At 53.3% G+C, this 14,879-nt stretch carries 7 protein-coding genes; all 7 read right to left on the bottom strand.

Annotated features, from left to right (window positions below; translation table 11 throughout):
* Positions 1 to 51: 51 nt before the first annotated feature.
* Positions 52 to 2,604 (bottom strand): hybrid sensor histidine kinase/response regulator, encoded by a 2,553-nt coding sequence (locus V7051_RS16920; RefSeq protein ID WP_333876868.1) that lies wholly within the window; start codon positions 2,602 to 2,604, stop codon positions 52 to 54.
* Positions 2,601 to 4,841, bottom strand: coding sequence for an ATP-binding protein (locus V7051_RS16915; RefSeq protein ID WP_333876871.1), 2,241 nt, complete (start codon positions 4,839 to 4,841; stop codon positions 2,601 to 2,603). The genes V7051_RS16920 and V7051_RS16915 overlap by 4 nt, the downstream gene beginning before the upstream one ends.
* Positions 4,841 to 5,281, bottom strand: coding sequence for a hypothetical protein (locus V7051_RS16910; protein WP_333876872.1), 441 nt, complete (start codon positions 5,279 to 5,281; stop codon positions 4,841 to 4,843). Before V7051_RS16910 ends, V7051_RS16915 begins: the two co-directional genes overlap by 1 nt.
* A 16-nt stretch (positions 5,282 to 5,297) precedes the next feature.
* On the bottom strand, positions 5,298 to 6,602 hold the full coding sequence (locus V7051_RS16905) for a hypothetical protein (protein ID WP_333876874.1): 1,305 nt from the start codon (positions 6,600 to 6,602) through the stop codon (positions 5,298 to 5,300).
* 66 nt (positions 6,603 to 6,668) lie between these two features.
* Entirely contained in the window at positions 6,669 to 9,704 is a 3,036-nt protein-coding gene (locus V7051_RS16900) for an ABC transporter substrate-binding protein (RefSeq protein WP_333876876.1), read from the bottom strand.
* Positions 9,701 to 14,047, bottom strand: coding sequence for a response regulator (locus tag V7051_RS16895; protein ID WP_333876877.1), 4,347 nt, complete (start codon positions 14,045 to 14,047; stop codon positions 9,701 to 9,703). The genes V7051_RS16900 and V7051_RS16895 overlap by 4 nt, the downstream gene beginning before the upstream one ends.
* Entirely contained in the window at positions 14,044 to 14,643 is a 600-nt protein-coding gene (locus tag V7051_RS16890; RefSeq protein WP_333876878.1) for a response regulator, read from the bottom strand. The genes V7051_RS16895 and V7051_RS16890 overlap by 4 nt, the downstream gene beginning before the upstream one ends.
* Between the last annotated feature and the right edge of the window lie 236 nt (positions 14,644 to 14,879).

Below are 14,879 nucleotides of genomic sequence, written 5' to 3'. Positions count from 1 at the left end.
TATTTGAAAGGGTGGTTTATCAGGTTGTTAATCAGTGCCCTTAGGCCTTTTTTAATTATGGGTATTATAGGCATTGTCTGGGAATGTTGTTGCGGATTGATTGTAGATTTCATCCGAAGACTTCCTGTCGGCGGTGGTTTTTTGCAAAGTATCCCTGATCAGAACGATCAGTTCAGGCACGTCGAAGGGTTTGGTCAGGTAGGCCATAAAACCGGCCTTTAGTCCGGCTTCAACATCACTAGGCATGGCCGCCGCACTGACGGCAATCACAGGAATTAAGGCCGTGTGCGAATTGGACTTGAGTATATGCAGCGCTTCCAGACCGCTCATGCCGGGCAGGTTGATATCCATTAGCACCAGATCCGGTTGGTCTTCATTGATCATTGCCAGCCCGATTTCTGCGCTTTCGGCGATGAGCAGTCGTATGTCTTGATGCATATAGAAAATATGCTTCATGACTTCTATATTGATTGGGCTGTCTTCAACGTAGAGCACGCATTTTCCGGTTGGCCGGGATTTATCCGAGGACTCACTTTGTGACTTAATTGACGGTTCCATAAAGTTTTTGTAGTCGGATAAGGCATGAGGCAATTCGAACCAAAACCGGCTGCCGATACCCAGCGTGCTATCAAAACCAATACGTCCGCCCATACCTTCGATCAATCGTTTACAGATGACCAGACCGATACCGGTTCCTTCGATATTTGACTTTTCGGCTCCCAGCCGATGGAAAGCCTGGAATATTTCCGGGCGGCGCTCATTAGGAATGCCGGTGCCGGTATCGGCAATGGTAACGCGCACAGAATCGCCCGCCACAGCGCAGGATAACATCACGCTGCCGTCTTGCCGGTTGTACTTGAGCGCGTTGGACAACAGGTTTAACAGAATCTGCCGCATCCGCGACATGTCGGCACGCAGATGTAAATTAGCGGCGCAGGAATACTGTATAGCGACATTCCGGGATGTCGCGGCAGGAAGTGAGAGCGACACGGCTTCGCTGATTAACGGCGACAGCGCAATGGTTTCGATTTTAAAATCCGTCTTGCCGCTCTCAATGCGGGTCAGATCGAGAATTTCGTTAATCAGGTTCAGCAGATGACGGCCGCTGTTCATAATGTGTCCGACAGCTTCTTTTTTGGCATCGGCCGGGGTTAACTTGTCCATGTCCAGCAACTGGGAGAAGCCGATGATGGCGTTGAGCGGAGTGCGTAATTCGTGGCTCATATTGGTCAGAAATTCCGATTTAGCCAGGTTGGCGAATTCCGCATCCAGTTTGGCCTGTTTCAATGCGGCTTCGACTTGCTTGCGTTCGGTGGTATCTACACCCATACAAACGAATAACGGCATATCCTCACTAGGAATCGGAAACGTCGTGGAAGAGATAAAGAGTTGCCGGCCATCACGATGCCGGATGATGTCTTCAACAGGGCCGAGGGCTTTCTTGTGGGTGTTGATCCAGGCCAGCTTAGCATGAAAATCGTGCGCTTCTTCCTCGGTTTGAGCCAGCTGGTCGAGCGTTTTGCCGTAAGCCTCTGCCGCGCTCCAGCCGAAGATTAGCTCTGAGGCGTGATTCCAATACTGAACCCGGCCATCCAGGTCATACCATTGCACGGCGACATTCGGAGTGTTCTCCAAAGAAGCTGAAAGGCGCTGCTCCGCTATCTTAAGCGCGGTAATATCACGCATAAAACCATGCCACAATGTATCGCCGTTGGCCAGCCGTTCAGGCGTCGAATTGATCTCCACCCAGATAACGCCCAGCTGAGGACGCACGATTCGGAGCGATTCATAGCAGGGTGTAAGGTTGCGGCCGGAGGCCTGAATCGATTCCCGAATCCGTCCGGCATCGTCCGGGTGTATCAGCGAAAGAAATATTGCTGCGTCCGCCATCAGCAGTTCCGGGTCGATACCCAAAATGCGGCGCGAGCCCTCGCTGATATAAGGAAAGCTGGTATTGGCGTTGCTGCTGCATAAGAGCTGATAGATGACGCCCGGTACATTAGCCGCAATTTTTTGTTGGCGGGAGGCCAGTTTTCTCGCTACGGTTTCCCGCTCAAGCAAGCTCTGCATCATACGCGAACCGATGAGCGCGAAGATGACCGCATAAGCGGTTAAATTCCAAACCATATTCAACCAGGTCAATGGATGATAGGCGTAAACCTGATAGTCCAGGTCGAACTGGAGCCAATGACCGCTCGCCGCTATGCCGACCAGGATAAGGCACAGGGTATTGCCGGCAATCAGCCAGGCCGCAGTTCGTCCGCTCAGGAACAGGATAGAAATGAAGGCGAACAATATGGTGTACAGCGCACCCACTGCGACGGGACCCAGCTGTACCAGCCCGCCTATGGTTGTCAGCCAGATTACAGCCAGCAAACCGAAAACGCGGAATCGATAGGAACAGCGGTTGCGGCCCAGCCACATGAACCAAAGCAGGACCAGTAACAGAAGATGTATCAACAGCAATGGCTTCCAGCCGATAATCAACATCCTGGCAGCGGAAATAGACACGCCAGGGCCGGCGGCAATGCTTAACCAAAGTAGTGCATCGTTGAGCAGCCGGTTGCGCAAGCCGGCAAAGTCTTCCGGCAGTAATTTGTTCATATCAAACCTATCTCACTGGTTGCGGTTTTATTCAAAGCTTTCCTCACCTGAGCGATTAAATCAGGAACGTCGAACGGTTTGGTCAGATAGCTCGTCACGCCGGATTTTAAGCCGAGCTCAACATCGCCGAGCATGGCGGCAGCACTGACCGCAATCACCGGGATCGAGGCGGTGTCCGGATGGGTTTTAAGCCTGCGGATGGCCTCCAGGCCGGTCATTCCCGGAAGATTGATGTCCATCAGCACCAGACCCGGTTGCGTTTCAAAGATCATCTCAAGCCCCGATTCGGCGTTCTTGGCAGTTAGCAGCTCAATATCCGGGAGTAGCCGAAACACATGCTTCATGACGTTGATGTTGGTTAAGTTGTCCTCAATATAGACTACTCGATTGCTAAATACTTGGCTTTTAGTTGAGTTATTTTTCGAGGCCGCAACAGAAACTGCTGTGGCTATTTCACGAGTACCCGCGGCAGGAGGCAATTCAATCCAGAATCGGCTGCCGACGCCGGTAGTGCTGTCAAAACCGATACGTCCGCCCATGGCTTTAATCAGCCGTTGGCAAACGACAAGACCGATGCCGGTGCCTTCGATACTGGTTCTCTCGGCGCCCAGCCGATGGAACGGCTGGAACATTTCCGGACGGCGCTCATCGGGAATACCGAGGCCGGTATCGACGACGGTAATGCGTACATAATCGCTTACCCAATCGCAAAATAGTGTAACGCTACCGCCCTGCCGGTTGTACTTGATCGCATTGGACAACAGGTTCAGCAGAATTTGCCGCAAACGCTGCAAATCGGCACGAACGGCTATTTCATTCGAACATAATTGCCGAATGTTAATTTGTCGCGTTGTCGCGCTGGGAAGTGATAACGATACCGCTTCTTCAATCAGCGGCGCTAATTCAATGTTTTCCAAATGAATATTCAGGTTACCGCTTTCGATACGAGCCAAATCGAGGATTTCGTTAATCAGGTTCAGCAAATGTCGGCCGCTGGTCATGATATGGCCGACTGCGATTTTCTGTTCGTCAAACAAGGGCGTCAATTTATCCATTTCCAGCAATTGCGCGAAGCCGATGATGGCGTTAAGCGGTGTGCGCAGTTCGTGACTCATGCTGGCAAGGAACGCGGATTTCGCTTTACTGGCATCTTCGGCCGCTTGTTTGGCCAAAGTCAGCTCGGTAATGTCGCTGATGATGCCCTGTACCAGCCCTTGTCCAATGGGCGTCAAAATCAGATGCAGCCAAAGGCTGTCTGAGCCCGAGTCGAGTAGCTCGATATCTTCGGTTACAGTAATATCCGTTTGCAGGCATGTGCTTAAGGCTGCTTCTATTTTAGCGGGATAGCGGCAATGCAGCTTTTTAAGCGACGGGGAGTTTTCCAGTGGGTCCGGCGCGAGACACAGACCGGTCATGCGGGCAAACGCAGGATTATGGGAAGTTATCCGGCCGTCGGTTTCCAGCAAACAGATTCCTGCTTCGGCATTGTCGAAGATGGCAAGGTATTTTTTTTCGCCGGCTTCACGATACAAGCGTAGGGTCTGTTCCTCTCGCAGTGCGCAAACCAGGTCATCGACCAGGGCATTGACATTCTCCACCACTTGGCCGATTTCGTCGTTGGCGTGGCCGCGCGGCGGCGTTAGCTTATCGCCTGCCGGCGCATTCATTGCATGCAGGTCATCGGAAATGCGCCTGATAGGCCGGATGACCATCAGTACTATCATACTGATCACCACCAAACTGAGCACGGCAAGTTCGATGCCCAGCAGTCCTTTGACGTCATCCACGTTCTGGGCAATGCGCCGGGTAATTTCCATATGATCGGGAATCAGGACGATCTCGCCGACCACGCTATCCGGATCGAAAGGGGATATCACAGGGCGGCGTATTTCGGGCAGTCCATGCATGTCGGTATCAACGTGCTCTATCGGGCGAGACAGCCCGGCCAATTGCTCTTTCTTGGCATCGAAGATGGCAATGGACGCAATCTCCCTGTTCTTCATCAGTCCTTGAACCACCTCTCCTGCAAGCGGCTTATCGGGAAGATAGCAGGCGATACTGACAGTCCTTTCGACCGTGTCGATCAGCTCTCCCAATCTGCTATATGCCTGATGATGAAAGCGGTCGGCGATGACCGAGGCGGCCAAGTCGATGAATAACGCACCTACCAGTCCGGCCGAGATAGCGAGGATAAACGTGGTTCGTATCAGAATGCTGTTAGACCAGAAATTGCGCATCAGCGGGCTCCTGTTGACGGCAATTCCATGATAACCCTGACTCTTTTGTCGACGAAAGCCCGGTCGACATAACCAATGACGTTGGTCTCACCGGCCACGCGCTCGAGCATTTCTTGCAGGCTGCCGACCGTATGGGGTGGAGAAGCCCGACCCGAAAACACCAGACGGGCCCAATAAGCATCGATATCGGAGAGTTCCTTATTGACCAGGAGGCGGTAGAAAAGCGCTTTCTCTGTTCCGTTGGCCGGCAGGTCCAACGGTTGGGCAGATGCACCGGACGGAAACCGGCGCAAACGGCCCATGTAAATATTGATGGCCTCTTCACGGCTGATAGTGTTTTCGGCAATGGCGGGGTTGGCGATCAACACCAAATCTGCCTGAGCACTGCCGGTCCATGCAATCATCAGAAGAAACAGTAAGCTAAACAGGATTTTCGACATGGCGGTTTCCCTTTTATCAGAACGCAAAGTCGACAACTGCCGATAAAACATGAGTCTGACCGGTCCAGCCGGGTTGCTCCCAACGGTAAAGGAACTTGGAGCCGGGGGAGCCGCGAACCGCATCCCACTGGACTTTTACATCCATGCCGGAGTAAAGGTCCCATCGCAAGCCCAGCGTGTAGGTATGCTGGTCGCTATGGGTTTCGTCGATTGCGCCGGTCACCGCAGCATCAAGCGCCGGTATGCCGGTGCTGTGCACGGTAGCGGGATTGTTTCGGCTCCATGATAAGCCTGCGTATGGCGTGATATCGCCTACCCGGTAACCGGTCAAAAGATAACCGGCAACGCCATCCTGGAAAAAGGCGCTTTCATGCTTGGCGCCGCTGACCATAAGCTGCACTTGCAAGGGGCCTTCATCATAGATGACGCCTGCCGAATAATGACGGCTGGTTGTGCCTTGAATGGTAAGAGCATCTGCGGCCAACTGAGTGCCCGGCAACGGAATTCCGCGCAAGGTGGTCATCAAGGCTGCATAGTCCAGCGGCAGGTTATGTGTGTAGCGAATTTGGGCATAACTGAGCCGGAATTGCCAACTGCCCAATTGATAGCCGAGATTGCCGCCGAGCATCGGTGAGTCGCTCAAGTCCCATTGAGCTTCCGCGAAAGGAATCTTTTCCGGGCTATAGCCGCCGAACACTTTGGCTCGCAGGAGCCCTTCACCGACAACCAGCGTAACCGCGCCATCCAGTCCATCCAGGTATTGAAAGGGCAGGCCGCCGTAGTAGTCAACTGACGGTCTGACGGTGAGATATGAGTATCCCACAAGACGGGAGTCGGCGCGCATATAGAAGTCCATTCCCAGACGGCCGCCTCGCAGCTCTATATCGGGACGTGGCAAATATCTGGCGAAAGCCCAGGTCAGTTCGGGAATATAGGTGTCGTCATAGCGATGTTGGCTGACCGCTTGGGCTACGATTTCAAGCTGTTCATTGACTTGGAAATTAGCCTGTGCGCCGACCAGGGAATCCAGCTGGCCGGACCACTGTCCGCCTTTGGGGCCGTTGGGCTGGGATAAATTCCGTACAAAGTCGGCTTGGCCTGAGGTGACGTAGCTGAGTCCGGCCGTGCCGAAATAGTGCAGCGTCAAAGCCGGAGCGCTGTCGTCCGCTATCGACAAGCCGGGCGCCAACAGGCACAAGCAAAGCGTCAGCCTATGCATCCATTCCCTGACCGGTAGCGGATTATGCATCGGTTCAGGACGCGACGATTTAGCGATCGGTAAAGGTTGCGCTCGCAATTTGCCGTTGGTGTGTTGCTTCATGAATTCCTCATTGTATTTGCCGACTTGAACGGCCAGTCCATCAATTTTTTGCCGATTAAAAACGTTTCATTGCTTCTGACTGACCGGCAAGGGTTTCAGCAAGGCTTTGCGTATCTGGTTAATCAGTTCGGGCATATCAAACGGTTTGACCAGATAAGCCGTAAAACCGGCTGTTAACCCAGCCTCAATATCGCGCGGTGAGGCCGCGCCACTCAGTGCAATCACCGGGATGGAGGCTGTGTTCGGGTTGGATTTGAGTATATGTAAAGCTTCCAGGCCGCTCATACCCGGTAGATTGACATCCATCAGCACCAGGCTCGGCGGCGCCTTGTCGATCAGGGCCAGTCCCGTTTCGGCGTTTTCGGCGACCAGCAATTCGATATCCGAGAGCTGGCGGAAAACGTGTTGCATGACGCTAATATTGATACGGCTGTCCTCAATATAGAGTACATGGCCCGTGGTGGAGATATTTACGGTACTGTCAAAATACGCTATCGATGCAATTTTTCGCTCAGGTACGGCCAGAGGAAGCTCGAACCAGAACTGGCTGCCGATATCCACGGCGCTGTCGAAACCGATGCTGCCGCCCATGGCCTCAACGAGTTGTTTGCAGATGACGAGACCGATTCCGGTGCCTTCGATTGCCGTCTTTTCGGCACCCAAGCGTTGGAATGACTGGAATATCTTCAACCGGTTCTGATCGGATATGCCTATGCCGGTGTCGGCTACAGTGAAGCGCGCATCATTGCCGGTCATTTCACAGGACAATGTTATGCTGCCGCCCGGCCGGTTATACTTGATTGCATTGGACAACAGGTTTTGCAGGATCTGCCGGAGGCGAAGCGCATCGGCCCGGATGAATACTTTTTCATGGCAGATGCAACTGTGACTGATGTTGATGTGGCGCGTCGCAGCAACCGGCCGCATCAGCAATAACACGTCGTCCCTGAATGATTCCAGATCGACGCTTTCGATGTTGAGTTTAAGTTTTCCGCTTTCGATGCGTGCCAGATCGAGCGTTTCGTTAATCAGGCTTAGCAGTTGGCGACCGCTGGTCATGATGTGTCCGACCGCTTCTTTTTGCATATCGGCCAGCGGCGCTAGCTCACCAATTTCGAGCAATTGTGCAAAGCCGATGATGGCGTTGAGTGGCGTGCGCAGCTCGTGGCTCATGTGCGACAGAAAATCCGATTTGGCATTGCTGGCGGTTTCGGCGGCGATCTTAGCTTCCACCAGCATGTCTTCCATCTGTTTGCGTTCACTGATGTCCCATAAAATACAATGGGTACAGATAAATTTGCCGTTGCTGTCGCGCTGGACTCGTCCATCAATTAGCATCGTTAGGAGGCTGCCATTCCGGTGCCGCAATTGCAATTCGGAATTAACGCGATGTGTGGTTGTAAAGTTTTTGAACGCCAGCGAAAACTGGTCGTTGTCTGTTTCAGCCCAAAAATCGCCAAAGCAACGGCCTAACAATTGCTCGCGGCTATAGCCCAACATTTCCGCCGCTTTGTTATTCAAGTCCAGGTAGCAGCCTTCAATATCCAGCGATTGGTAGGCGACAGGAACATGTTCAAACATTTGCCGGAAGCGCCTTTCGCTGTTTTGCAGGGTTTGTTCCGCATGTTTACGCTCGGTAATGTCGCGAATAAAGCCATGCCACAAGAAAGCATTATTGGCCAGCCGTTCCGGAGTCGCATGGCCTTCAACCCAGATTTCGCCTTTTTTAGGGTGCATGACACGAAATTGTTCTATCCAATCGGTCATCTGCTGCGCGGAATGGCGGATAGATTGTTGGACGATCTCAATATCATCGGGGGGAAGCAGCGCAAAAACCGTTGCGGCATCGTGATTTAAGGCCTTTGGATCAAGGCCAAAAACATCGGCAATGCCTCCGCTTACGAAAGGTAGACAGCTGCTGCCGTCGGCATTGAGCTGAAATTGGTAAGTCATGCCCGGCGCGTTGCGGACTAATTTATCCAGCATTGATTTGGCGATGCGTAGCTTGTGGCGACTGTACACTACATAGCCGCTAAAAAGAGCCAATATCACCAGCAAAGCTATCCCGCCGCCCAGCCATGGATAAAAGCGCCGTAAATCGTAAGGATTAGGGGCGTAAAGCATGCCCGAGAAATCGAAGTTTTGCGGCAGCATGCCTAAATTTGCATAGGTATCGGCAATATGCCGCCAGCGGTTCGGGCTCATATGGCCCAGTTCGACCAGATCCGCCATAATGAAAGGCCGGTAGCGACGCGCTTCCCAAAGCAAATGGTCGAGTGAGCGATCGCTCGCATAATGCCGATGAATCAGTTCGGCAATTTCGTCCGGATGTTGCATCGCATAAGTCCAACCTTGCAGGCTGGCTTGGCGGAAAGCTTTTACCGGTTCGGGATGATCCTTAATGTATTGTTCGGTAGTGAACAATACATCGCCGTAAAAATCGATACCGCCATCCAGGGCCCTGAGCTCAAGGTAATCGACTCCGGCTTGTTCCAGTATATAAGGCTGGTTCGGCGTGTAAGCCGATAAGCCATCGGTGCGCCGGTTGATCAGGTCGATGATGTTTTGGCTGTGCGCTTGCCGGTGGAAACTGCTTTCGTCAACGCCGGCACATTTAAAGTAGGCTCGTAATTCAGCGCTATCGGGGCCTAGCATCAGTTTCCGGCCCACTAAATCCTTTACCGTGTGAATGCCGCTATCCTGGCGCACCACTAAACTCAACGGCGAGTGTTGCATAATTGCAGCCAAAGCCACTACCGGTGCGCCACGACTCCTGTCTAACAGCAGCTGGGTGTTGCTGACGCCAAAATCCGCGCCGCCGTTGATCACGGTTTCCACCGACGAATGTGTCGGACCGCCTTCCAATATCCGCACATCCAAGCCCGCTTCCCGGTAATAGCCGTTTTCCAGCGCAGCATAATAACCGGCAAACTGAAATTGATGCTTCCATTTCAGTTGTAAGGTAACCGGTTGCAACGGACGCGAAGCTTCATCGGCAAATACCTGCTGAGACAGCAGCAATACCGGTAAATAAAAGACAGCAACAAGCCCTTTGATGACGGCAATGGTTGTCAGGTCGGCAACAGATTCCTTACAGTTCAAGTGCCTCGCTCCTTCAGCCACACCAGCAGCTGTTCCAACGGCATCGCTTTGGCGATAAACCAGCCTTGGATGAGGTTACAGCCGAGTCCGCGCACCAAATCGAGGTCCTGTTGCGTCTCGACGCCTTCCGCTACTGTGGATAATTTGAGTTTAATGGCCATTCCCAGCGTCGATGCCAGGATAGCCCGTGCGGCGGGCTTTTCTGCCGCGCCCTGCACAAAGCTTCGGTCCAGCTTGAGTTCGCCGAAAGGAATGCGCTGCAATTGTTCCATCGACGAATAGCCGGTGCCGAAGTCGTCGATGGAAAGTTTGAAACCCTTGAGCCGCAGCCGGGTCATCACATCCAGGGCTGTCGATATATCTTCCATAACGCCGGTTTCGGTGATTTCCAGTATCAGGTTCTCGGCCTTGAAACCTGTGGCCTGGACGCTGGCCAAGATGAACTCCGGGAGCCGGAGGTCGGAGAGCCAGTTGGCCGAGAGGTTGACTGCCATGGTCAATGAATATCCCGCATCGGCCAGGCGGGTACCGCCGACCAGTGCTTTGGTGACCAGCACTTCGGAGAGTTCCGCAATCAGACCGTGTCGCTCGGCGATACCGATGAAGGTATCCGGAGGGACCGTGATGCCGTTATGCTGCCAGCGGGCCAAGGCTTCCATGCCGACGACGACCAGGGTGGCAGCGTTCACCTTGGGTTGGAAGTGTACTTCGAATTCGTTGCGGCGAATGCCTTGTTGAATATCATCCGGGGTGATGGTGATTTTTTCACGTTGCATTGAGGGTATTGCCGTTATCTTACAAGGATCGGCTAATAGATGCAGCAGTGCCTCTCGCGTGACCGGCTTGTTTAAGATGCCACGCAGGTTCATGCCTTTGGCTCGGACCATTTCAGCGGTGGTTTGCAATAAACGCTCGTCGACACCACTCGAAATTACCATACAGCCTTGATAGTTGTGGTCGGACAAATGGCGCAAGAACTCAACGCCGTCCATGCCGGGCATTCTCAGATCGCTGATCAACAAGTCTATGTTGCCGTTGGCGCGGGCGAGTTCTATCAGTGCCGCTTCGCCCCCATCAACGGTCAGCACCTCATGGATACCCAATGAGCATAACAATACGGTCAGTTGACGCCGTGCTACCGGGTCGTCGTCCACGACCAATACGCAATTCGGTAGCAATTCTGCTGCTATCGGCATCATATCTGCGAGGTTAATAACCGGTATGGACGACATGGCGAGTCGAGTCGCCGCGGTTTCCACATCGCTCAACGCATGCCCTAGTTCGGCGAATAAAGCTGTTGATGCTTCTAATTGATTTGCTTTGGCGGCATCTTCAAGTCTTTCAGCCACGTGGGCGAAGCCCAATGCGCCAACCATGCGCGCTGAAGATTTGAGTTTATGCATGACCAAGGATAACGCCCTGCTGTTGCGTTCGGCGAGATGTTGTCGGCAGGCCGACAGATCATTGCGTGCGGTGGTTGTAAATAAATCGATCAGTTCGCGCGTTTGCTTGGCATCGGCGTTGCCAATGATATGAGCCAGGTAAGTGGTATCGAGGATCGCTTTGTTTTCTGCTGTCGGCGCACTGGGAACATCGTTGCGGGATGCAAGCGGGGACGCTCGCGGCAACCAGCGCTCCAGCATATTGCGCAGGTCGTCCAGTTCAATGGGTTTAGGCAATATGTCGTCCATGCCTGCCTGCCTGCAAAGCGAGAGCTCCTCCGGGTGTTGAGCGGCAGTGATTGCGATAATGGGTACATAAGCACCGCTTTCTCTTTCAGTGGCGCGAATCGCACGCGTCAATTCCAGGCCATTCATGCTGGGCATGTTACGGTCTGCGAGAATCAGATCGTGTCCTCCGGCCTGCCATTTAATCATTGCCGCCACGCCGTCGGCGGCAATGTCGACAGCAAAGCCCAGTACGCCGAGTTGCATACGCAGCACAGCTTGATTGGCGGGGTTGTCTTCGGCGACAAGAATACGTTGTTGCGCCGAGCCGCTATTGGAATGAGCTTCGGCGATGGTCGGTGTTTTAAGTGATAATTTGGCTTCCTGCCATGTTTTGGCCGTGTCTTTAGCGTCGATGTGATTAAGCAAATCGTCAAACAAGCGGTTGAGTTGCTGACCGGCGTTCGCAATTTCGGCGAGCTGCTGCCGGGTTTCGTCAGCCAACGTATCGTTCATTTGCAGGGCTTGGCTATGAGTGAGCAGAGTGTTCAAAGGCGTTCGAAGTGCGAGTCTCCAGTCGGCAAGGAATTCCGACTTGGCTTGATTGGCGTGCTCTGCGCCATCCTTCGCCTGTTGCAGGTCGTGGATGACTCGTTGTTGAAGCTGTCTCTGCCGTTCCGCTTCCAGGATGTTGGCATAGGTGTCTGTAAAAGGTTGCAGGAAGTCGGTTATGGTTGATGTGCCGTAACCCTCGGGCCGGTTGGCCAGGCCGATTATGCCGATAAGCCTATGCTCATGGCGAATAGGTAGGCCGATAAAGTCTTCCCGTACCAAATGGTCTTCGGGCACGTTGTAGCGGTGAGAAGTACCGGCAGGGTCATTGGCCGTGGCGATTGCGCCCGTGCGTAAAACCGAGTCGATCAGGCTGTCAAGATTGCAGGACTCCATGCCTGCCGTATTTTTTTCCACACAGAGAGTTCGGGTAACGTCATTCCAGATGACATTATTCAAGGCATGAGTTTTGAGGTAAGGCTTATCGTTAGGGTCATACAGCACTTCGCCCAAAAAACCGTAGGCGCTATCGGTTAACAGCAGTATGCCGTCCAGCAGCACGGTGCTGATTATCCCGATGTCATGGTTGGCAATATATTGTTGTAACACTTGACGCAGCAGGTCGTGCAGGCGGGTTTGGTGTTGCCGTTTTGTCTGGATGCGCTTTTGCGCAGTAATATCGGTACGGATGGAGATATATTTTTCCGGTAGGCCGAGTTCGTTAAGAACCGGCACTATAGTGCTTTGTACCCAATAGGAACTGCCGTCTTTGTGCCGGTTTTGTACTTCACCGCGCCAAATTCGGCCTGCGGAAAACGTTTTCCACATACCTTCGAAAAATGCGGCGGGGTGATGGCCGGATTTGACGATGCGATGGTTACGGCCGATTAATTCCTCGCGGCTATAGCCGCTGAGCTCGCAAAACTTGGGGTTGATCTCAATGATAGCGCCGTCAGCGGCAGCAATGGAGACAATCGCATGCGCATCCACGGCTGCTTTAAGATCATCGAGCTGTTTCCAGGCCTGCCGGCGTTGTTGATATGCCGTTTCGAATATGCGAAATTGCTGAGCCCGCGCCATGACTGCTGTGACCAGCAAACGCGGATCGACCGGTTTGACCAGATAATCCTCGCCACCGGCATGGCGGGCGTCGAGTTGGTGGTCGATATCGGCAAAGGCGGAAATATAGATGACCGGCAAGTGAGTATAGCGCTTATCCCGACGCAGCAAGGCGGCGAGATCGGTGCCCCGGCAGGCCGGCATTTCCACGTCCAGCACACAAGCTTCGGGGGCGAAGTCGCCCAGAAAATCCCGGGCGGCTACCGGGTCGTCGATGGCCAGTACTTCGAAACCGGCGGATTGTAAGATGTTGGCGTGCAGGTTCAGTACGGCGGCATCGTCATCAATAAGGATGACTCGATAGGCAATGCGCGGCATCCAAGCCAGACCGGCCAACTCGGTTATCAGGTGCATGGCATCCACTGGAGGGTTGAGCAGAAGTTGCGCACCGATCTGTCGGGCCTTGACCTGGATCCGAAAGTCGTCGGTATCGACAATCGCCACCAGCAATGACGAAGCGGCAAAGCTATCTTCCGTTGCCGACAAGATGACGGTCATGCGCTCCGCGTTCTCGGCCAGCCAGCTTGCGGCTGCAATCAGGATAACTTGAGCGGCTCGGCAAGCTTCAGTCGCTTCATCGATACTGTCCACCCGAGTCACGGAAAATCCCAGCGAAGCCAAGTCTTCGGTCAGCTTTATATTACTGTCGAAAACATCGCCGGTCAGTGCAAATAACCAGTCCTGGGGCCGGACAGGCAGAAAATTCAGCTCCACATGGGCAGTGTGTTGACCTGCATCCAGCAGGTTCGCCAATGCCATGGCGGTTTTCAGCACAGATTTCAGCCTGATTTCCTTGGGCGCTTCCTGAGCGAACTCGCCGAGCAAATTGGCCAGCTCTTTGGCTCGACCGATGGTTTCCAACCAATTTACGCGTTTACAGTCTTCGATCGCAAGGGTTGCGACGTGCGCCAGACGAAGGCCGCGAAGACGATCCCAGCCGTCGATAGTCAATTGGGTCGCCAATTCCCGGATTTCTTGTGCCAGCTGTCGTTGGGCTGTGGTCATGCTGTTGCTCTCCTGCTCAAGTGCTCCACCAGCAGTCGCAGGGTGGCGAAGGGAATCGGTTTCGGATACACCGGAACGTCGGGTGGGAGTCCGCCTTGGGCTTCAATCTCGGATTCCGTAAGCGCTGTAACGACGAGTATAGTAGCGTCTGTCTTCGTCGATTGCATTTTCATACGCCGGATCATTTTAAAACCATCCATTTCCGGCATTGCCAAGTCAATGATAATCATATCCGGGTTATGACGACCGATCAGCATCAATCCTTCGAAGCCATCCTCGGCAGTCACTAACAGAACAGGCAGTTGCCATTCGGCGAATTGGCGGCGATAAAGTTCCCTCTGTACCGGGTCGTCTTCAACGACCAGTACTTTGAGTAATTCCGGCGCAATGGCGGGGCTTAGAATAGCTTGCTGCTGTAAGCGGATGGTTTCAATGGCATCGATTGCGATACGCCGGTGGCCTCCGGCGGTTTTCCAGGCGGGAAGAACTCCGCTTTCGACCCAAGCCTGTACCGTTGACAAAGCCACGCCCAACCGAGCGGCGGCCTCGCGTGTGGAAAGAAATTTTTCCGCTTGTGTGGTATCCGATTTACTCATGGCTTCGGCTGTTCCTGAGCTTTAGGGATTATTGCGAAGTGGGTTGCGGTGCAGTCAAGGGGTAATACGGAGATACCTTTCCGGTCTTTTTGTAGATGATTAGGTAGGGCAAGCATCAGTGTATTAATCAGGATTGACGGTTTTTGCATCGGCAGCCAACCGGTTAACTGATGTTTTACGACTAGGCAACTGTGTCCCGGAAAATTGAAGTTGATCAGCATAATTTCAAGAAGATC

This window comes from Methylobacter sp. (assembly GCF_036845245.1).
In the GTDB taxonomy this organism is placed as follows: domain Bacteria; phylum Pseudomonadota; class Gammaproteobacteria; order Methylococcales; family Methylomonadaceae; genus Methylobacter_A.
This window is presented reverse-complemented; position numbering and strand designations above follow the sequence as displayed.